Source organism: Paenibacillus sp. YIM B09110, assembly GCF_037167145.1.
GTDB lineage: Bacteria > Bacillota > Bacilli > Paenibacillales > Paenibacillaceae > Pristimantibacillus.
This window is the reverse complement of the sequence record NZ_JBANSP010000004.1, coordinates 401740-422555: the sequence shown is the minus strand read 5'-3', so window position 1 is coordinate 422555 and position 20816 is coordinate 401740. Positions and strand designations below refer to the sequence as shown.

The following is a 20816-nucleotide window of genomic DNA, read 5'->3' as shown; positions in this document are numbered from 1 at the left end:
CGCCCCTTTATTATGTGGCCGGGTTATGCGAGGAGGTTGCTCATTTCGCGGCGCAAAATATCGATCATAAGATCGCTGTGCTCATGCGACACAATGAGCGCCGGCATCAGCCGGATGGCAGATGGCTTCGGCGCATTGATGAGCAAGCCTGCATCTTGGCAAGCAGCCGCAAGCTTCGGTCCCAGTCCTTCCGGGACGTCGAAGGCGAGCAATAGCCCTTTGCCGCGAATGTTCGAGATCGGAAGGTCACGCGATAGGCCGCTTAGTTTACCCTTCAAGTACTGCCCCTGCAGCTCGGCATTGCGAGACAGGTTGTTCTCGACAATTTCCTTTACGACCGCGTATCCCGCAGCCATCGATAACGGCGCTCCGGTGTAGGTGCCGCCTTGATTGCCTTGCTCGAAAATATCGTATTTGTCGGTAGTCAGCATCGCCGACAACGGGAAGCCTCCGCCGATCGCTTTGCCCAGCGTCAAAATATCGGGCTTAATTCCGTAATGCTCAAAGGCGAACAGCTTGCCGGTTCTGCCGAGTCCGGTCTGTATCTCGTCGATGATAAGCGGCATGCCATACATATCGCAGATTTTGCGCAGTCCATACAAGTAAGCCTCATCGACGACGTTAACGCCGCCTTCGCCTTGAATAAGCTCGAGCATAATCGCGCATGTATGGTTATTGACTGCGGCGAAGCAGGCATCCAAATCGTTGATTGGCACATGTTTGAACCCATCTACCTTCGGAGCGAATAACGTCTCCCATTCCGGCTTGCCAGTCGCCGACATCATGGCAAGCGTACGACCATGGAAGCCGTTCGTAACGGTAATAATCTCATAAGCGCCGTTCATCTTAATAGCGCCATGCTTTCTTGCCAGTTTAATGGCGCTTTCGTTCGCCTCAGACCCGCTGCTCGCGAAGAACGCTTTATCCATGCCGCTAATATGCGTTAGCAGCTCAGCGAATTGAATCATCGGCTTGTTGTAGTAAGCAGGGCTTGCATGCACAAGCGTTGCCGACTGCTCGGCAAGCGCCTCCCGAAGCACCGCCGGCGAGTGGCCAAGCGCATTAACGGCCCAACCTGCAATAAAATCAAGGTAACGCTTGCCCTCTGTATCCCACATATACATGCCTTCTCCGCGTTCCATTACAATAGAAGGACGTTTGGTCGTAAAAAGTATCGATTTATCGGCTTCGGCCAGCAAGCCGTTTGTTTGCGTTGTTGCAGCTGTTTCTGTTTGAATCATAAATGGATCACCCGCTTATTCAGAATATTGTATAAATATACAGTACGATGTATTTATATGCAATAGTCCGTTAAGTAATTTTTAACGAGCGTAGGTTAAAAATAGGCCTGTGTCTAACACCCCGCCCCTCGCCCGGTCCCCTCTAGCAGTGTCGCAGCTACATGTGTAATCAATCCGAATTTATTAAGTAAGTAGATTGGATTTCATCCATTCAAATGAGACGAAATAGTCCAAAATGTAAGTTTGAATGGAACTGATACAGGCTAAATGAGTCCATTCGGGCGGATGTGAGCTAGATAGACGGGGTAGGCATCAGGCAGCGATCTTCGGACTGGACGGGGAGGGATTGCCTCTCAGTCGCTATTTATGACAGCGCTATCATGTTATGATCAATATAACGATAATTGAGCAGGGAGGATGAACGAGAGATGAGTAAGTGGAGCGGGGATACGCTGCTTGATCGGCTGTATGAGGAAGCGGTGAGCAGGCATCAGGAGCAAGCTGCCGGGGAGACTTGGCTGCAGCGAAAAGAGAAACTGAAGCAGTCGCTTCGTAAGACAATCGGCGAATTCGAGCGTAATGAGGAGCATGAGCCGCGTCTGCTGGAGCGCGTCGAATGCGACGGTTATATTCGCGAGCGAGTGGAGCTGTCGGCGACGCCCGGCGTCTCCTATGCCGCGTATGTCCTCATTCCGAAGGAGGCGAGAGGTCCTCTGCCCGGCGTCCTGGCGCTGCATGGCCATGGTTACGGCAGCCGCGAGATCGTCGGCCTGATGATGGATGGAACGCCGGATGAAGGCATACCCGGCATACACCAGCACTTCGCGGTTCAGCTTGTTAAGCGAGGAATGATCGTTATTGCACCTGACGTGATCGGCTTCGGCGAACGCAGGCTGCTTGCCGATTTGGCAGCGAATCCGGATGCTCCGAGCTCCTGCTATCGTCTGTCTACGCAGCTCATGATGCTCGGCAAGACGCTTACCGGACTGCGGGTCGCAGAAGCGCTTCAAGCATTTCGTTATCTAGCCTCGCGCCGAGAAGTGGATGAAGCTCGGGTTGGCGTCATGGGCTTCTCGGGAGGCGGTCTAATCGCATATGTGTGTGCTGCTTTGGAAGAGAGGATCAGCGCTGCTGTGCTGACAGGCTTCACGAATACGATTAAAGACAGTATCTTCGCTGTGCATCATTGCATCGACAACTACACGCCCGGTCTGCTTGAGCATGGGGAGCTGCCGGAACTGATCGGCTTAATTGCGCCGCGTCCGTTGTTTCTGGAATCGGGAGAGAAGGATCCGATCTTCCCTGTTGCCGGATTCCATAAAGCAGCCGCCCGAATCGAGGAAATCTACGATAGGGAGGGCGCGGCAGACAAGCTGGCGCAAGACGTATTCCCGGGCGTTCACGAAATAAGCGGAAGGTTTGCATACGACTGGCTGAAGGACACACTCTCCTAATAAAGCTGCTAGGTCTTCTTCTCTTCCATGATCCGCTTTGCATACTGATTCGGGGGCATACCGACATGTTTCTTGAACACTTTGCTGAAGTAATAGGGATCGTTCAAACCAGTTAAATAGCCGATCTCGCCAAAAGTAAGGTCGGTTGTCTCGATGAGCTCCTTCGCATGCTTGATTCGTACTTGATTGACGTATTGGGTAATCGTTTGCCCCGTCATCGCTTTGAAGCACCGATTCAAATAATCATAGTTGCCCTCGAAGACCGATTCGATTTGATGACTCGTTATTTTGTGCGGGTAGTTCTGATGAATATAATCGAGCAGACCGTTCACCTTGCCAATCGATTTGGCAGGGTAACGGTCATTTCTTTGCAGCTCGTCCATGAAGTTGTCCCGCGACAGCTCGATCAGCAGCTCCGTGAACCTTAGAGCGGTCAAGCTGTGGTTGTAATGCTTGCGTCTATACAGCTGCAGCATGTCGTTCATAGCAAGAAGCGCCTTGCGGAACCTTGCTTTATCCGTAATCGCATGGCTTTTTGGAAAGCAGCAGTCATATTCAGACACAAGCGGATGAACAGGCTTCCCCTCTAGAAACGGCGACTGATCGTGATGAGCGATAAAATATTGAGCCAGCGCCTTCAAATCTTCCACCTGCAGCGTTCTAATGTCCCCATGCTCGAAGTGAATATAGTAATAATCGCATAGATCATGTTCGGTGCCTTCATGCTCCATATTTGGTTCAAGCACGTATATATCGCCTTTCCGCAGCACGAAGGAATGGCCATTCTCCTTCATATGCAGTTCGCCGCTCTTGATGAAATAGAGGACGTATTCGTCCGTCGTCCGTTTGAAGTGAAGCCAAGGGCTCTTATACGATATGAAGCCTACCAGACGAATTCTTGGCACGATTTCGATATTGATCGCAAGCAAAGCGCACACCTCCGTCATAAAGTTCAAAAGTCGGTTTTGTACAAAAAGAGTCTGTATCTTACATTCCCGTTCATTCTATCACAATCTATACTGGGGTTGTATTCGCAGCCGATATTGAAATGGGGGAAAACGAGTGAAGAAGTTAAAGATTGGCGTTATTGGACTAGGCGGCATTGCTAACTTTCATATCGAGGGCATACAGGCAAGCGAGGATGCGGAGCTATGGTCGATTTGCGACGTTAATGAAGAAGCGCTTGCTTCTAGGGGAGAGCAGTTGAATATTCCGGAGGAGCGCCGCTATACCGACCATAAGCTGATGCTCCGGGATGCCGAGATGGATGCGGTGACGATCGGAACGCCGAACAGCAATCATTTTGATGCAGCATACGATTGTATTCAAGCTGGCAAACCGTTTGCGCTGGAGAAGCCAATCGCGCTCAATGAACAGGAAGCGCTTACGCTGCGTGATGCTCTAATTCACAACCCTGTGCCGCATATGGTGTGTTTCTCTTATCGGTATAAAGCAGCCGTTCGCTATGCGAAGCAATTAATCGAGAAGGGCGAGCTTGGATTCGTCCATCATGTATACAGTCAATACTTGCAAAGCTGGGGGCTGAACGAAGACATTCCGCTCGTATGGCGATTCCGCAAAGACTTGTCAGGCTCGGGAGCGCTCGGTGACTTAGGCTCGCATATTCTGGACCTCCATCGTTTTCTTGTCGGGGAAACGGTACGTGTTATAGCCGATGCAGGCACGATCGTGAAGGAGCGTAATCGGATTGGAGCGGAGGGCAAGGGTGCCGTTGATGTCGATGATTTCTGCCATGTGCTTGCTCGTTTCGAAAGCGGAGCATCGTCTTCGATGAGCATTTCCCGGTTCGCGTACGGACGGGGCAATTATCAGCAGGTGGAAGTGTACGGGACGAAGGGCGCGCTTTTGTACAACCTCGAAGAAGAGGATACGCTTCAAGTGAAGTTTGGCGATGAGCAGCAATTCCGTTCCGTGGTTATTCCTGACGATTGCCGAGTCGGCCAGATGCAATCCTATTTTGATTTATTGCTGGGTAAAGGCGACGGCTTAGATGCGACCATACAAGACGGATTCATCAACCAATTAACAATCGATCGCATTATTCAATCGTTCACCGAAGAAAAATGGGTATCAATCACACCCGTGGAGGCAGCTAATCATGGCTAATATAAAAGTAACCGTATGGAACGAATATCGGCATGAGCGCGTGAACGAGCATGTGGCGAGCATATACCCTGAAGGTATTCATAATGCTATTGGCGGGTATTTGAAAACGCAAGCGGGTATTGAAGTGCGGACCGCCGTGCTGGATGATCCCGATCATGGCTTAACGGACGAGGTCTTGGCAAATACGGATGTACTTATCTGGTGGGGGCATCTGGCGCATGGAGAAGTAAGGGACGATATCGTGGCGAAGGTTCGCGACAAAGTACTGGACGGCATGGGGCTGATCGTCCTTCATTCGGGTCATGGCTCGAAAATATTCGAATCGCTGCTCGGCACGAAAACGGGCGCGCTGAAGTGGCGCGACGATGGGGAGAGGGAACGGATATGGGTAATCGAGCATGGTCATCCGATTGCGGAAGGCCTCGATCAGTATATCGAGATCCCGAAGGAAGAAATGTACGGCGAGCGCTTCGAAATTCCGGCACCGGACGAGCTTGTGTTTATCTCGTGGTTCGAAGGCGGAGAAGTGTTCCGGAGCGGCTGCTGCTACCGTAGAGGCAAGGGCAAGCTGTTCTACTTCCGCCCGGGGCATGAAACTTTCCCGATCTATCACCAGCCGGAAATCCAGCAGGTCATCGGCAATGGCGTTCGATGGGCTGCGCCAGTTAAAGGCGCGAGCGTCGCATATGGACGCGTCGCTCCGATCGAGCCGATCGGTAAGGCGGACTAAGGTTAATTCAGAGGAAAGGCGTTCCCGGTTCAGACGGGGACGCCTTATTTTTTTCTAAAGGTTATCCATAGCTGTGTAGAACTGCTTCCTTAGAAGCGACTTGTCTTCATTGCTATGTGACCAATAGATGACGATGAGATTATGTTTTTGAACTGTATTGGCGTGCAGATTGTTTAACGTAACGGGATTAGGAGAGCCGTCGGAATTATTAATTCGTATACGCTCCTCCTCCGATTTGAAAGCATACACAAATGTGAACTCGCGGTGGGCCATGTCGGCCGTCGGCAAGGTTAGTTCATACGCACTGGGGAGGACTCCGTTAAATTCGAGCGGGGTTGACGCTAATAGCTCAGCTTCGTCTAGCGAAATGCCTCTGACCTCCAGGCCTTGCTTGTGTAGAGCTTCACTAACATCATCGGCTGTGTGTGCGCCTTTGGATGAGCAAGCAGCCAGTAACAATATAAACAAGAGCAGCAACGCATATCGTAAGCTGGGTTTGATCACTCCGTCGATCCCCCTTTCGTATCTATGTAAATACAAGACGGAGAGTGGTTCATTTAAGTTGCTTGCTTGCAGAGCTCTGCCGATCGAAAATTAACGGGAAAACCTCCCGTTAAATTGTCAATTTAGGCGTCGTTAATTGAAATAACTGGAGTTACTCCCTTTAATATCGATCTAATCTCCCCCAGAGGAGGAGAATGGCATAATTAGAAGGAAAAATTCCAGTTATTACATTCAAAACGGTTACTTCTATAGAATTAACTGGAGTTTTTCCAGCTAATTGATCGAATCTATACTTACAGATCAGCGCAGCCTCAACGAAGTGGTGTCTTATATTTCTGCAAACACAGAAATATAAGACACCACTTTATTTCGCTCCATAACTCGTTCAAGAAACATGAGTAATATCCGACACCATAAGCACAATGTAAACGGTTTCTTGTAACCGCCTTTCAACTCATAATGAGGAAGCAACGCACATATGAGAGGGAGGGTCTTACACAATGAAAAGGTACAAAAAGATTTTCTTCGGGGTTCTGGCAGCGGTAACGGCATTCACGATTACGGCTTGCAGCGGCAACAGCGGAAACAATGTGAACAATACGCCGGCCGACAACGGGGGCAACAGCAAGCCGACAAATGAAAGCGGGAACAAACCGCAAACGGACGGCAAAAAGGTAACAATCGAGTATTGGCACACGTACAGCGACCAGGAAGAGAAGGTGCTTACGGAAGAAATCAAGCCGCTGTTCGAGAAGCAGTATCCGAACATTGAGCTGAAGCTGACGCGCATGCCGTATGAAGGATTGAAGGAGCAGGTTATCGCCGGCGTAGCGGGCGACGCGGCTCCCGACCTGATGCGGATGGACATTATTTGGGTGCCGGAATTCGCGAAGATGGGCGCGTTGCAGGACGTTAGCCAACTGGACGGCTTCGAGGATCTGAAAGGCAATCTGTTCGAAGGGCCGATGCAAACGAACGCATATAACGGCGGCTACTATGGCGTGCCTCTGAATACGAATACCAAAATCGCGATATACAACAAAGCGATTTTGGATGAAATCGGCGTAGCGCAAGCACCGGCGACTATCGATGAACTCGTCGCTGCGGCGAAGCTTGCGGTATCCAAAGGCAAGCCGGGCGGCATCACCATCGGCGGCGCCAACGTGTGGGCGGCATCGCCATACTTCTGGAGTCTCGGCGGCACGCTGACGAACGAGGATTACACGAAGGTTGAAGGTTTCTTGAACAGCCCTGCCAGCGTGAAGGCGCTGGAGACGATCGTGCAATGGAACAAGGATGGACTCGTTACGCCGACGATTCTCGGCGGCGAACCGGGCGCTTGGGACGGTATGAAAAACAATGATTACATGATGATCGACGACGGACCTTGGTTCTACAGCATTCTTATGAACGAAGCGGAATCAGCGTTCAAGCCGCTCGAGCAAACGGTTCGCGCGTTGATGCCTGCCGGCGACGGAGGCAGCCGCTCCGTCGTAGGCGGCGAGGATCTCGTTATCTTCGCAAACTCGAAAAACCCGCAGGAAGCATGGACGTTCGCAAAGTGGATGCTCGGCGAAGAGCCGCAGAAGATTATGAGCAAGCTTGGCCTCATTCCAACGAACAAAACAGCAGCTAACGATCCGTCATTCCTTGAGACCCCTTTTGTTGCCGAATATGTGAAGCAGCTTGAGACAGCGCTGCCGCGCACGCCGATTCCGCAATATGGCGAGATGGAGTCCATCATTAATCTCGCGTTCGAGAAAGCAGTACGCGGCGAGCTTGACGCCAAGACAGCGCTGGACGAAGCAGCGAAGAACATCGAAGCGATCCTCACCAAGTAAGCAATCAACTAACTTACGCATTCTCAATCACTGAGGCCTTCTTCTTCATCCCAGGCGGAGAGAAGAAGGCCTCCCAATTGAGCGAGAAGGAAGGAGTTTCCTTATGTCTATTCCAGTGACGGGTCAGCCGATATCCGGGCATAACCCTGCTAGCTTGCGAATCAAAAAAGGATTGAAGCAATGGATGATGGTGCTGCCGTTCATCTTCCTGGGCGTCGTTGGCACGGCTGTGTTCGTCATCTACCCGATGATCCGGAATATCCTCATCAGCTTCCAAGACTACAGCATTATGCCGAACGCGGAAAATCCGTATGTCGGTTTCGACAACTACGTATCGGCCTTCACTGATCCGAACAACAAAGTGTTAATGGCGATCCGCAATACGTTTCTGAACGTCGCGGTGACCGTACCGATCAACTGGCTGCTCGCGATCGTGTTCGCCGTACTGATCAATCTTCATTTTGTGAAGCAAAAAATCGTCTTCCGAACGGTCTACTACTTGCCGATCATTACATCTTGGATCGTCGTTGCGTTTCTGTTCCGCTTCCTGTTCGCAGGAGGAGAATACGGCCTGGTTAACTACATTTTCTACAAGCAGCTCGGTATCTTTAATGAACCGATCAATTTTCTCTCCAACTATTGGTCGGCGATGATCGTCATTTGGCTGTTCCATATTTGGAAGACGGTCGGCTGGGGCGTCGTCATTTATTTGGCAGCGTTGCAGGGGATTTCGAAAGAGTATTACGAGGCTGCGGCTATCGACGGGGCAAACGGCACGAAGCAGTTCTGGAGCATAACCGTCCCTATGCTAGGACCGGTAACGGCGTTTGTCGTGATCAACTTGATCAACGGCGCATTCAACTTCTTCCCGCAGGTGTACTTTATTACGAGGGGCGGGCCGATGGATCAAACCCAGACGCTGCCGAGCTTAATGTATATGCAAGCGTTCAAAAACTTTAACTTCGGTTATGCATCCGCAGTAGCTGTCATGATGGGAATCGCCGTCTTCCTGCTGACGTATACCCAGATGAAAAAATTCGGAAATCAGAGGTTTTTGTAAAATAACGCTTGGGAGGGATAGCAATGAAGACAAATTGGCATATTCAGCTGCTCGTATACGCAATTATCATTTTAGGCGCTTTGGCCTTCCTGTTTCCCTTCGTCTATATGATTATGACGAGCTTCATCAAAGGCGCCTATTCGCTGCCGCGGCCGAAAGAAGTGTTCTCGGTCGTTCCGGACTTATACAATTACAAGCTGGTGTGGGGCAGAAATAATTTTGCGCGTTATTTTCTGAACAGCTCGCTTGTGACGATCGTATCCATGGTCGGCAGTCTGTTCCTCGGCTGCTTGACGGCGTATGGTTTTGCGAGATTTACGTTTCCCGGCAAAGAATTTCTGTTCCGCACGTTTCTGCTGACGATGATGATCCCGGGTGTCATCAATATTATCCCGCAGTTCCTGATCATCAAATCGCTTCATCTGATCAACACGTATTGGGGGCTATGGCTCATCTACATCGGCGGCGGGGTCGTCGGAAGCACGTTTTTCTTGCGAGGCTTCTTCCAAAGCATACCGAAGGAATACGAGGAATCGGTGCTCATCGACGGCGGGGGCAACTGGCGGATTTTTTGGAATATTTATTTGCCGCAGTCGATGCCGGCCATCGCGACGCTTGCCGTTCTCTCGTTCCAGGGTACATGGGAGGAATATTTCACTGCGCTGGTCATTATTAAGGATGAGGCGATGCGCACGCTGCCGATCGCGCTCCTCATGTTCAACGACAAATACGCGACGAATTACTCATGGGTATTCGCAGCTTCGATTATTGCGCTCATTCCGACCGTGCTGCTCTATATCATTTTCCAGAAACGGTTCGTGCAGGGCGGATTTAACGAAGGCGGCGTGAAAGGTTAATTGCTATCGATAAGAACAGGAGATTACGAATGAAATTGAATCCGATGAAAATAAAATTATTATCGTTGCTGCTCGTCGGCTCCGTTGGCGCAATGTCCGCGGCAGGCTGCAGCAGCGAGCTGAAGCTGAATGCCGAAACCGTACAGAGCCAAAGCTTCATGACGAAGCTTTCTACGGATAAGGCTGCCTATCGTCCTGGCGACAAGGTGCAATTCACGCTAGATCTGAAGGAAGACCGGTCCGGTTCGAAGATCATCGTTCAATATCGCCATCTCGGCGAACAGGTTGGCAGGCAGGAAGTGAAGCTGGTCGGCAAGCAAGCCGCTTGGAGCTGGACGCCTCCGAAGGAGGATGGCAAGGGTTACATGGCCGAAGTGTTCCTGACAGAGAAGGGCGAGGCGGTGGATCATCTCAATGTCGCGGTCGACGTCTCCGCAGATTGGAGCAAGTTCCCGCGTTACGGCTACTTGGCTGACTTCCATGCGATGTCTACGAATGAACAGAATGCCGTTATCGAGCGCTTGAACCGATTCCATATTAACGGCATCCAGTTCTACGACTGGCAATACAAGCATCACGAGCCGCTCCAAATGAACGGGAACGAGCCGGCCGCCGAGTGGCCGGATATCGCGAATCGTCCCGTTGCTTTCGATACCGTTAAAGGTTATATCGATCTTGCCCATGAACGGAACATGATGGCGATGAACTACAACTTGCTGTTCGGCGCATACGAAGGAGCGGAAGCCGATGGGGTGAAGCGGGAATGGGGCTTATTCCGCGATCCGACGGGGACGAATCAAGATAAACATCCGCTGCCGGATAGCTGGGCTAGCGATATTATGCTCTATGATCCTGCTAACCCGGAATGGCAGAACTATCTAATAAAGAAGGAAATCGAGGTATTCAAGCAGCTTAGCTTCGACGGTTGGCATGTGGATCAGCTCGGCGACCGCGGTGCGCTATGGAATGGCAAGGGCGAATCGGCCAAGCTCACCGAAGGGTACGTTTCCTTCCTGAAGGCGGCTAAAGAGAAGCTGGATACCGATTACGTCATGAACGCGGTTGGCCAATACGGGCAAGCTTTCCTTGCTGCGCAGGCACCGCTAGAGTTTCTATACACGGAGGTATGGGACGCGCAGCCTAAGTATTTGAACCTGAAGGACATCATCGATCAGAACAACAAGTACGGCAAGGGCAAGCTGAATACGGTGCTGGCTGCTTACATGAACTATGATCTGGCTAATTCGGCGGGACAATTCAATACGCCTGGTGTTTTGCTTACCGACGCCGTTATTTTCGCAGCGGGCGGCTCGCATCTGGAGCTCGGCGAGAACATGCTGGCGAAGGAATATTTTCCGAATCGGAACTTGATTATTCCGGATGAGCTGGAGGAGCAGCTCGTTCGTTACTATGATTTTCTGGTCGCCTATCAAAATGTTCTTCGCGACGGGGTTGAAGATTCTGAGCTAGTAGCGGAAGGGCTAGGCGATATCGAGGTGTCAGCCACTCCCGAGATTAATAAGGTATGGTCATTCACTAAGCAAAAGGGTGACAGCGATATCGTCCACTTCATTAATTTCACCGATGCGACGACGCTGGAATGGCGCGATAATGAAGGCAAGCAGGCCATTCCTAAAGAGCTTAAGGATGTCGGGATAGCCCTTCCCGTAGGGAATGAGGTTGCGAGCATTCAGTTCGCTTCGCCCGATTATTACAACGGATCGTCAGTCGAGCTGTCGTTCGAGCAGAAGGACGGAGTCGCAACATTCAAGCTTCCGGGCCTAAAGTATTGGGATATGGTAACGGTGAGCTACAAGCAATAATAGAAGTGCCAAAGCGATGGCGGGAAAGCCCGAAACGCTTTGGTTTTTTCTCTTTTAAACAACGGCGAATGAGGTAAACTAGAATTATCTCGAATAGTAAGGGTGGACTTAAGTATGCTGCGCTTTGAACGAATCAGAAACCGCTATGCTTCCAAGGTCATTATCGCCTTTTTGTTCATTATATTGATCCCTACTACGTTGTCGGGATTCTCTTTCTACTTGGAATCTACCGCACTTGTCAAAAAAAACGTAAGGGCTTCCACGGTGCAGTTGACGAAACAGACCGCGGATGCGCTATCAACCATGATCAATGCGGGCAGCGACACATCGGATTTGATCTATAGCGACTTGCAGGTTCAGCATACGGCTATGTATTACACGACGAGCCCGCTGAATGAGCAAGTAGAGATGTCGAAATCGACGAACACGCTGCTTCGAAATATTGCCTATTCCAGCTCCTTTGTCAAAATCGTTTATATATTGAAGGATAGCGGCGTCGGCTGGGGAAGCGGTACTTTCTCTACGTCGAAGCTGAAGAAAGCTGAGCTGGCCGAGCTGGACTGGGTGAAGAAGTCGAAGCAGGAAGACGGCAAGCTTGTCTGGCAGCCGCTTCGCAGGGACCTCTTTAGCGGAGGCGGCGAGAACACGGAGCTGGTGCTGCCGGTAAGCCGTGTCCTAAAGGATTTCAATACGCTGAAGCAGATTGGGCTGCTTGTCGTCAACATGAACGGCCGATCGGCAGTCAACACGATTGGGCAAGTGAAGCTCGGCGAAACGGGACGTTATACGGTTGTCGATTCGGAGGGTGTTGTCATGATTGACACCGATCTGGCGCGAATCGGCAAGCCGGTAGCTGAGCGTGATCTGCATGAGCTTATTATCGGCAATGACGCGGTCGAATTCGAATATGACAACAATGGCGTTCCGTATTATGGCGTCAAGCAAATGCTGAGCAACGGTTGGATGCTTGTCGGTACGGTGCCGACCGTGGAAATTACGGGCGCGCTCGATAAGCTGCATACGCGCATTCTGATTACATCGGCGTGCTTCGCGCTTATGGCCGTCCTTATCGGACTATTGATTGCCAAGAAGGTGACAAGGCCGATTAAGCAATTGACGCTCGAGATGCGGCGCGTGCAGCAGGGGGATCTGACGGTGCGGACGGAGGTCAAGACGTCAGATGAGATCGGGCTAATGAGCAAGCATTTCAACAAGATGCTCGATGAGATTGAACAGTTGATGGAACGCGTCGAAACTCAGCAGAAGGAGAAGCTGGAGGCTGAGGTGCGAGCGGTAACGTATCGGATTCATCCTCATTTTCTATATAACACATTAAGCACGCTGCGATGGCTTATCCGATCGGGAGAGCGGGAGCGGGCCGATCAAGGACTGGCAGCACTTACTCGGCTGCTGCAGGCGAATATGGGCAAGGACGGACAAATGATTACGATCGAAGAAGAGCTGGAGATTATTCAGAAATATTTGGTCATTCTCGAGATGCGTTATGAACATAAGTACGAGCTGAATATTCAGATTGAGCCGGAGCAAAATGGGATTCGAATCCCGCGAATGCTGCTGCAGCCGCTTATCGAAAATGCCGTATTCCACGGCTTCGTCCCGCTCAATCGGGGTGGAAACATAACGGTTGAAGTCTATGGTCGATATCGCGAAGTGCATATCGTTGTGAAGGATAATGGGGCTGGAATAGAAGAAGAGCAACTGAAGCTAATGAATTCCCGGCAGGGAGGCATGGAGCAACTCGGCATCGGCTTGCGGCATATTCATGATTCGCTGAGGCTGTATTACGGACCTGCTTCATCCTTCACTATCACGAGCGAGCCGGATGTCGGATCAACGATCCATATTATACTTAGATTTCAGAATTAGCGGCAAGAGGGGGGAAGAAAATGTTTGATCATGTGTTAATCGTGGACGATGAGCCGATTATTCGCAATGGTCTGAAGAGCTTCATCGATTGGGGCGGGCTGGGACTTATTCTAGAAGGAGATTGCGCGAACGGCAAGGAAGCGCTCGCCGTGCTTCGCGAGAAGCCAATCGATATTCTCGTCACCGATATCAAGATGCCGGTCATGGATGGCCTAGAGCTTACTCGGCAAGCGCTTGCCGTTAATCCGTCGATCAAAATCATTCTCATCAGCAGCTATAATGAATTTGAATACGTACGCGAAGGAATGAAGCAGGGAGCGATCGATTATTTGCTTAAGCCGACGCTGGAGGCCGAGGAGCTCATAGCTGTATTGCAGAGATGCAAGGACCTGATTGCTCGTGGCCGTAAGCAGGTCGTGGAGCATCAGCAGCTCGTCAAACAGACCGCGCTGCTGGATCGCAAACGGCTGGAGCATGACGTCATTCGGACACTCGTAGCCAGTGATTCCGGAACACGCTTCTCCGATTTATTCGGCATTGCCGGAGCAGCTTATGTATGCGCCTTTGTGACGGCCGACGGATTATACGAGTGGCAGGAGACATACGGCAACTTGCATATAAGCATGATGTATGAGGATATGCAGACGTTGTTTTACGATTGGTCGGAGATCGGCTGCGCACCGATATTGAGCGGGGAAGGACTGCTGCTTATTTACCCTGTTGTATCGTTGAATGATGGCGGAAGATCAGGCGCGGTGCAATCGCTAGAGAGCTTCCAAACACTAGTAGCCCGAGAGCTAGCCGCATCCGTTACGATCGGTTGCTGCTTGGCTTTGGAAACGGAATGGCTGGAGAACGGTATGAACAGATGCCGTTCCGCTGCTGCAAGGCGTTTCTTCGAAGGGATGGGCAGCATTTACCCATGGAATGATGAAGATACGAAGGCGAATGAGCACGGACCGACGGATATCGAAGAGCTGCGCGGGCACGCCATGCAGCAAAGGATGCGTTCTGAATCTAGCCCGATAGCCATGATCGACAGCTGCATCACGCGGTGGAAGTCCATGAGACCGATGCCTGAGCAAGTACGAAGAGAAGCATACGAGCTATTGACGGCCTTCTCCTATAGGAACGGCGATGCTAAGCCGTTGCCCGACTTTCGTGAGCTGATAAGACGATGCGATACAATTGATCAGCTTGAGGCTTTCATTCGCTGCTCCGCGGAGGAGATGGAGCAGCCGAATCGGCTAAAGCTTACGGACAAAGGGCATGGAGCCCAATTAATTGCGAAGGCGATGGAATTTATTAAGCTCCATTACCTCGAGGAATTGACGCTGCAGGACGTCGCGGATTCCATTCATGTAAGCAAGAGCTATTTGTCGAACCTGTTCAAGAAGCAGTCCGGCCATAATTTTATTGATTATGTAATCGAACTTCGACTGCATGAAGCGAAGCGGCTGCTTATGCAGAATGAGATTAAGATATATGAGGTTGCCGAGCGGTCGGGCTTCAACGATGTCAAATATTTTAGCAAGCTGTTCAAGAAAATGACGGGAATGACGCCGGTGGAATATCGCGACAAGCACCAGCAATAAGCGAAATGGCGACGGGAGAGAGCGAAATGGCCGTTAATCAAAAGCGAATGATGATGCTAGTGCTCGCAGCGTTGCTGCTCTTTGCTTCCGGCTGCGGGCAGCAGTCGATCATAACGGACAAGAGCAGCGTGGCGAGTCTGAACGATAATAAAGTGTATGAAATCGAGTTTTGGCATACGTATAGCGATGCGGAGACGCAAATACTGGAGGACCAGTTGATTCCGGCCTTCGAGAAGGTCCACCCGGATGTCCGCGTTCATCCCGTCCGTCAAGCGAATGATAATGAGCTGAAGTATACGCTTATATCCAAGGCATCCTCCGGCCGCGCGCCGGATGTTGTTCGGATGGATATTGCTTGGATACCGGAGTTCTCTCAGAGCGGGCTGCTGCTTCCGCTCGGCGACAATCCCGACTACGACGACGTGATGTCCGCGCTCCAGAGCAATACGGGATCGGCGGGTTATTATGAAGGCCAGCATTACTCGCTGCCTGTCAATATGAATACGAAGGTCGCCATTTATAATCGCGCGCTGCTCAAGGAGGCAGGCTTAACCGATCCGCCTGCGAGTTTCGCGGAAGTCATCGAGCTTGCGAAGAAGCATCGATTCAAGATCGGCATCGGAGGGCTCGACGCGTGGAAGAGTCTTCCCTACATTTATGCGTTAGGCGGTATAATGACGAGCAGCGATTATAAGAAGGCGACGGGTTACTTGAACAGCGATAAGACGATTCATGCGGTTGAGCAGCTTGTCTCGCTGTACAACGAGCAGCTAATCGACCGCAGCATCATTAGCGGCGGAGCAGATAACTGGGAGGGCGTGAAGACAGGGCGCATTTTGGTAACGGATGAAGGGCCGTGGTTTTATAGCATCTTCGAGGGGGATGAGTTGAAACGGGTCATCGATTCCACCGTCGCTGTCCCTTTCTCGCCAGATTATGGCCCTGCTTCGATACTAGGAGGAGAGGACTTGGTCATCATGCAGGGAGCGGAGTATCCGGCTCAAGCATGGGCATTCATGAAATGGATGGTGCGCGAGGATTCGCAAATCGCAATGTCGAAGACGGGGCTCATTCCAACGAATATGAAAGCGAAAGTAATCAAAGCGCAGGACGATTCATTCATCCCGCCGTTCACGCAGGCGCTCGATCAGACGTTTCTACGTCCGCCGGTCAAGCATTGGGGCAAGATCGAAGAGATCTTTTTGAATGATATGATAAGGATTTTTCAAGGAGAGCTTTCTGTTAAGGACGGCTTGACCGCGGCGGCCGAACAGATTGATAAATGGCTGGAGTGATTGCTTGCCCTGCACGACCAGCCGTTTGTCTGGTTAGGTCGTATACTGCTTGCGGAACTTGCTCGGAGCCATTCCGATCTTGTCGGCGAAGCAATTGGAGAAGTAAGGCGTATTCTCGAAGCCGACATACTGCGCGATTTCCGCTACGGGCCATTCCGTCTTGATCAGCAGCAGCTTCGCCTGTTCGAGTCTGTACTTGGTTACGTAGTCCATCGGGGTCATCCCGTATACCTGCTTCATACAGCGAGTAATGTAGTTGTAATGGAAGTTCAAGGCATCGGTCATTGTTTTGCTCGTAATTTCCGTCCGATAGTTATTCTTAATGTAGGCTTCCGTTTTCTCCGCGAGCGTGACCGAGGGGCTCGTATACGTGTCATCTTGCCTGAGGTCCAATAAGCGAAGCAGTTCATCGAAGTGCTGTTGACTTGTCCAAAAAGCGCTGGATTGGCGCTCGCTGCCCGATTGGTTCAGCGCGCGGAGGAGCTGATACGTCGTCTCGGGGCTTGGCAGCCTCCATTGCTTCTGCAGGTGTAAGGAGTAAGGCGTTGTATGAAATTTTGTATAATGCTCCTCTTGATTCAGGCTTGCATATTCTTCTGCCGACTGCTGCCATTCGCCGACAGGCAGGAAGTGTATCCAGTAGAAGCAGGTTGTTTCCTCGCAGGGCTTCACCGAATAATGATAACGATCCGGAAGCAGCAGGAGCGTCTCTCCAGCTGTCAGCGCCCATTTCGAATTCTCTTCTCCTATGTGCAAAGTGCCGGATTCGACGATAATCAGATCGAACAAGCCAAGCTGTTGGCGGCTGGGATGATGTCCACCCGGCTCATAAATAGTCATGCCGCTCTCTAGAAAATAAGGAAGCGGCGGGGCTGCGAAATACACATGCTCAGACGATCGGCTAGTCATTGTAATCTCCCTCCCGGGCGAGTGTGATATTTTATAAGAAATAGGTTTGATCTTATTATATTTATGTTTCATTGTAGCGCATACAATAGGAATCAGCAGCACATAAATCATAACTTTCTTTCGGAGAGGTGCGAGGTACTGATGGGACAAGCGGTAAATAATAGGAGCAAGGCAAGACCGGCTTCGCTTCAAGACGTTCAAATAAAAGACGATTTCTGGAGCTACTATATCGATTTGGTGCGTGACGTCGTTGTTCCGTATCAATGGGATGCGTTGAATGACCGAATTGACAGCGCCGAGCCGAGCCGTGCAATTGCTAACTTCAAGATTGCGGCTGGAGAAGCCGAAGGCAGCTATCATGGTATGGTATTCCAAGACAGCGACGTAGCCAAATGGCTGGAAGCAGTAGGCTACTTGCTGCTTACGAGGAAGGATCCGGCACTGGAGCAGATTGCCGACGATATTATAGATACGATTGCCAAGGCGCAGCATCCGGATGGTTACTTGAACACGTATTACACGCTTAAGGAACCGGGCAAGAAGTGGACGAATTTGACAGAATGCCATGAGTTGTATTGCGCTGGCCATATGATCGAAGCGGGCGTCGCTTATTACAAGGGAACGGGCAAGCGCAAGCTGCTTGACGTATGCTGCCGTATGGCGGACGATATCGCAGTTGTGTTCGGGGACGGAGCGGGACAGATCGCGGGTTATGACGGTCATCAGGAGATCGAGCTGGCGCTCGTGAAGCTGTACGAAGCGACGGGTGAAAATAAATATTTGGAACTAAGCCGATACTTTATAGATAAGCGCGGACAGAAACCAAGTTTCTTCCAAGCGGAGGCTGAAGCGCGGGGTTGGACATCGCATTGGCATAATGGAAGACTGCAGCTTGATGATGCTTATTTCCAAGCGCATGTGCCGGTTCGCGAGCAGGACGTAGCGATCGGCCACGCGGTTCGAGTTGTATATATGCTTGCGGGAATGGCTGACGTAGCGCGCGAAACGAACGATCAATCGTTGGTCGATGCTTGCAGTAAGCTTTGGGACAATATTGTCTCCAAGCAAATGTACGTGACGGGCGGCATCGGTTCGATGGCGAACGGGGAAGCCTTCTCGATCGATTATGATCTGCCCAATGACACGGCTTATTCGGAGACGTGCGCCGCAATCGGACTTATTTTCTTTGCGCACCGGATGCTGCAGATTGAACCGAACAGCCGGTATGCGGACGTATTAGAGCGTGCGCTCTATAACACGGTAATCGCAGGCATGTCCCGCGACGGCAAACATTTCTTCTACGTTAATCCATTGGAAGTAACGCCGGAAGTATGCGACGGAAACAATAAAACCTACAATCATGTTAAGCCAGTACGCCAACAATGGTTTGGCTGCGCTTGCTGCCCGCCGAATATTGCGCGCTTGCTTGCTTCCCTAGGTGAGTACATGTATGCGGTCAAAGGCTCGACGATCTACTCGCATTTGTATATTGGCGGCGAGGCAACCTTGCAGGTTGAAGGAACAAGTGTACAGCTTACTCAGAAATCAAGCATGCCATGGTCGGGCAACGTCAGCTATGAAGTGAAGCCTGCTGCTCCAACCAAGTTCGCGCTTGCGCTCCGCCTGCCGGATTGGAGTGCTTCCGCGACGATTACCGTTAACGGCAAGCCTTATGCATATGAGGATAAGATTGAAGGCGGATACGCAATCGTAGAGAAAACATGGTCCTCTGGAGATGTCGTGGAGCTCGTGCTTGATATGCCGGTTATGCGTGTAAGGAGCAACCCGCTTGTGAAATATAATGCGGGCAAAGTAGCTTTGCAGCACGGACCGCTCGTCTACTGCGTCGAGGAAGCGGATAATGGCGCGGGTCTGGGCTCAATCATGCTGCCGGTCGATTCGGAGCTGCGCGTGTCGTTCGACAAAGGGCTTGCGGGAGGGCTGCAAGTGATTTCGGCCCAAGCGCTCAAGCTGGAGTATAAGCAATGGGGAACGCAGTTGTACCGTACGGATTCATCGGCTTACTTGGCGCCTGCCGAAGTGAAGTTCATCCCTTATTACGCTTGGGCGAACCGGGGCAAAGGCGAGATGGCGGTTTGGGTGAAGGAACGCGTGTAATCCAACAATATATTTGTAGTTAATGCTCTAGCAGCCTTGCTCTCCTATAACTTCGGTTATTGGCGAAGCGGGGCTGTTTGTTTGTCATTCTGAGGCGGGAGGTCTACAATATAAAGGATGAATACCGGGTTGTTTCAAGAGTATAAGCGAATGAAGGAGAATACGTATGAATAGCTTTTCGGCAGAAAGTATGAAGCAGCGCTTGGTGGAGATCCGCCGTCGATTGCACGAGCATCCAGAGCTTTCGCATGAAGAATTCGCCACGACGGCTTCGATTGAGCGTTGGCTTAAGGAGGCAGGTATTCGCATCGTCGATTACGGTTTGAAGACGGGCGTTATCGCTGAGGTCGGCGGTCTAAAGGGCGGGCCGATCGTTGCGGTCAGAGCGGATATCGACGCGCTGCCCATCCATGAAGAGACGGGACTTTCATTTGCCTCCGTGCTGCCTGGCAAAATGCACGCCTGCGGACATGACTTCCATACAGCGTCGATCCTTGGCACAGCTTTTCTGCTCAAGGAACGCGAGGCGGAGCTGCAAGGTACGGTACGCTTCTTATTCCAGCCGGCCGAAGAGAATGCGAGAGGCGCACAGCAGGTCATCGCAAGCGGTGCGCTTGCTGGCGTCAGCGCCGTATTCGGCATGCATAACAAGCCGGATTTGCCAGTAGGTACGATCGGCATCAAGGGCGGGCCGCTTATGGCAGCCGCAGACGGGTTCGTTATCGAGGTAGACGGCAAGGGCACGCACGCTGCCGTGCCGGAGGCGGGGCTTGATCCTATCGTAACGGCCGCGCATATCGTGACGGCGCTTCAATCGATTGTAAGCCGCAACGTCAGCGCGCTGGATAGCGCAGTCGTCAGCGTGACAAGAATAAGCGCGGGAACAACGTGGAACGTCATTTCCGACAAGGCGGAGCTTGAAGGCACGCTTCGTTCCTTCGACGAACCGGTACGCTTCAAGGTGAGGGAGCGGTTCGAGCAGGTCGTTGCCGGCGTGGCGGCGGCATTCGCAACGAGTGCCCGCGTGAAGTGGATAGACGGTCCTCCTGCGGTTGTGAACGACAAGAAGTGGGCCGATACGGCGACTCGAATCGGTTCTAGGCTGGGGTATCAGGTGATCGAGCCGACGCCTTCCCCAGCGGGAGAAGATTTCTCGTTTTATTTGCAGCAGACGGAGGGACTGTTCGTGTTCATGGGGACGAGCGGGCCGCATGAATGGCATCACCCGTCCTTCGATTTGGACGAAGCGGCATTGCCGATTGCCGCATCATTTTTTGCTTCACTTGCCGCAGAGGCGCTAGTCGAACTCAAAACGGAATTATAGGATGAGGGTCGTATATGCCGTTGTGGCGTATACGGCTCTTTTTCTAATATG

16 protein-coding genes are annotated in these 20816 nt (G+C 51.4%); 12 read left to right on the top strand and 4 right to left on the bottom strand.

Features of this window, described 5'->3' with window-relative positions:
* Nucleotides 1-23: 23 nt before the first annotated feature.
* The gene (locus V8F51_RS08540; protein WP_337099752.1) at nucleotides 24-1241 is read right to left on the bottom strand and encodes an aspartate aminotransferase family protein; all 1218 of its coding nucleotides are present in this window, start codon (nucleotides 1239-1241) and stop codon (nucleotides 24-26) included.
* 404 nt (nucleotides 1242-1645) lie between these two features.
* On the opposite strand from V8F51_RS08540, the gene V8F51_RS08535 reads away from it, so the two are divergent.
* On the top strand, nucleotides 1646-2695 hold the full coding sequence (locus tag V8F51_RS08535) for a dienelactone hydrolase family protein (protein WP_337099751.1): 1050 nt from the start codon (nucleotides 1646-1648) through the stop codon (nucleotides 2693-2695).
* An 8-nt stretch (nucleotides 2696-2703) separates the two neighbouring features.
* Here the strand turns inward: V8F51_RS08535 and V8F51_RS08530 are convergent, their stop codons facing one another.
* Nucleotides 2704-3642 (bottom strand): AraC family transcriptional regulator, encoded by a 939-nt coding sequence (locus V8F51_RS08530; protein WP_337099750.1) that lies wholly within the window; start codon nucleotides 3640-3642, stop codon nucleotides 2704-2706.
* Between the two features lie 115 nt (nucleotides 3643-3757).
* On the opposite strand from V8F51_RS08530, the gene V8F51_RS08525 reads away from it, so the two are divergent.
* Both V8F51_RS08525 and V8F51_RS08520 read left to right on the top strand, forming a co-directional pair.
* A complete protein-coding gene (locus tag V8F51_RS08525) occupies nucleotides 3758-4822 on the top strand; it encodes a Gfo/Idh/MocA family protein (protein WP_337099749.1) in 1065 nt (354 codons plus the stop codon).
* A complete protein-coding gene (locus V8F51_RS08520) occupies nucleotides 4815-5552 on the top strand; it encodes a ThuA domain-containing protein (RefSeq protein WP_337099748.1) in 738 nt (245 codons plus the stop codon). Before V8F51_RS08525 ends, V8F51_RS08520 begins: the two co-directional genes overlap by 8 nt.
* A gap of 54 nt (nucleotides 5553-5606) precedes the next feature.
* On the opposite strand, the gene V8F51_RS08515 is transcribed toward V8F51_RS08520, so the two are convergent.
* A complete protein-coding gene (locus V8F51_RS08515) occupies nucleotides 5607-6056 on the bottom strand; it encodes a hypothetical protein (protein WP_337099747.1) in 450 nt (149 codons plus the stop codon).
* Between the two features lie 500 nt (nucleotides 6057-6556).
* Between V8F51_RS08515 and V8F51_RS08510 the strand changes: the two genes are divergently transcribed.
* The 7 genes from V8F51_RS08510 to V8F51_RS08480 all read left to right on the top strand — a co-directional run bounded on the left by V8F51_RS08510 (nucleotide 6557) and on the right by V8F51_RS08480 (nucleotide 16414).
* Nucleotides 6557-7897: an extracellular solute-binding protein gene (locus V8F51_RS08510; RefSeq protein WP_337099746.1), complete on the top strand. Its 1341-nt coding sequence runs from the start codon at nucleotides 6557-6559 to the stop codon at nucleotides 7895-7897.
* Nucleotides 7898-8000: 103 nt separating this feature from the next.
* Entirely contained in the window at nucleotides 8001-8957 is a 957-nt protein-coding gene (locus V8F51_RS08505) for a carbohydrate ABC transporter permease (protein ID WP_337099745.1), read from the top strand.
* A gap of 23 nt (nucleotides 8958-8980) precedes the next feature.
* Nucleotides 8981-9814, top strand: a complete 834-nt coding sequence (locus V8F51_RS08500; protein ID WP_337099744.1) for a carbohydrate ABC transporter permease — start codon at nucleotides 8981-8983, stop codon at nucleotides 9812-9814.
* A gap of 29 nt (nucleotides 9815-9843) precedes the next feature.
* Nucleotides 9844-11637 (top strand): glycoside hydrolase family 66 protein, encoded by a 1794-nt coding sequence (locus V8F51_RS08495; protein WP_337099743.1) that lies wholly within the window; start codon nucleotides 9844-9846, stop codon nucleotides 11635-11637.
* 114 nt (nucleotides 11638-11751) lie between these two features.
* A complete protein-coding gene (locus V8F51_RS08490; protein ID WP_337099742.1) occupies nucleotides 11752-13524 on the top strand; it encodes a cache domain-containing sensor histidine kinase in 1773 nt (590 codons plus the stop codon).
* 20 nt (nucleotides 13525-13544) lie between these two features.
* Nucleotides 13545-15119 carry a response regulator transcription factor gene (locus V8F51_RS08485; protein WP_337099741.1) on the top strand — a complete coding sequence of 525 codons (1575 nt, stop codon included), beginning with the start codon at nucleotides 13545-13547 and terminating at the stop codon, nucleotides 15117-15119.
* Nucleotides 15120-15145: 26 nt separating this feature from the next.
* Entirely contained in the window at nucleotides 15146-16414 is a 1269-nt protein-coding gene (locus V8F51_RS08480; RefSeq protein WP_337099740.1) for an extracellular solute-binding protein, read from the top strand.
* 33 nt (nucleotides 16415-16447) lie between these two features.
* On the opposite strand, the gene V8F51_RS08475 is transcribed toward V8F51_RS08480, so the two are convergent.
* Nucleotides 16448-17323: a helix-turn-helix transcriptional regulator gene (locus V8F51_RS08475; RefSeq protein ID WP_337099739.1), complete on the bottom strand. Its 876-nt coding sequence runs from the start codon at nucleotides 17321-17323 to the stop codon at nucleotides 16448-16450.
* A gap of 141 nt (nucleotides 17324-17464) precedes the next feature.
* Between V8F51_RS08475 and V8F51_RS08470 the strand changes: the two genes are divergently transcribed.
* Both V8F51_RS08470 and V8F51_RS08465 read left to right on the top strand, forming a co-directional pair.
* Complete coding sequence (locus tag V8F51_RS08470) at nucleotides 17465-19441, top strand: glycoside hydrolase family 127 protein (protein WP_337099738.1); 1977 nt, start codon at nucleotides 17465-17467, stop codon at nucleotides 19439-19441.
* 166 nt (nucleotides 19442-19607) lie between these two features.
* Nucleotides 19608-20765: an amidohydrolase gene (locus V8F51_RS08465; RefSeq protein WP_337099737.1), complete on the top strand. Its 1158-nt coding sequence runs from the start codon at nucleotides 19608-19610 to the stop codon at nucleotides 20763-20765.
* Nucleotides 20766-20816: the final 51 nt, after the last annotated feature.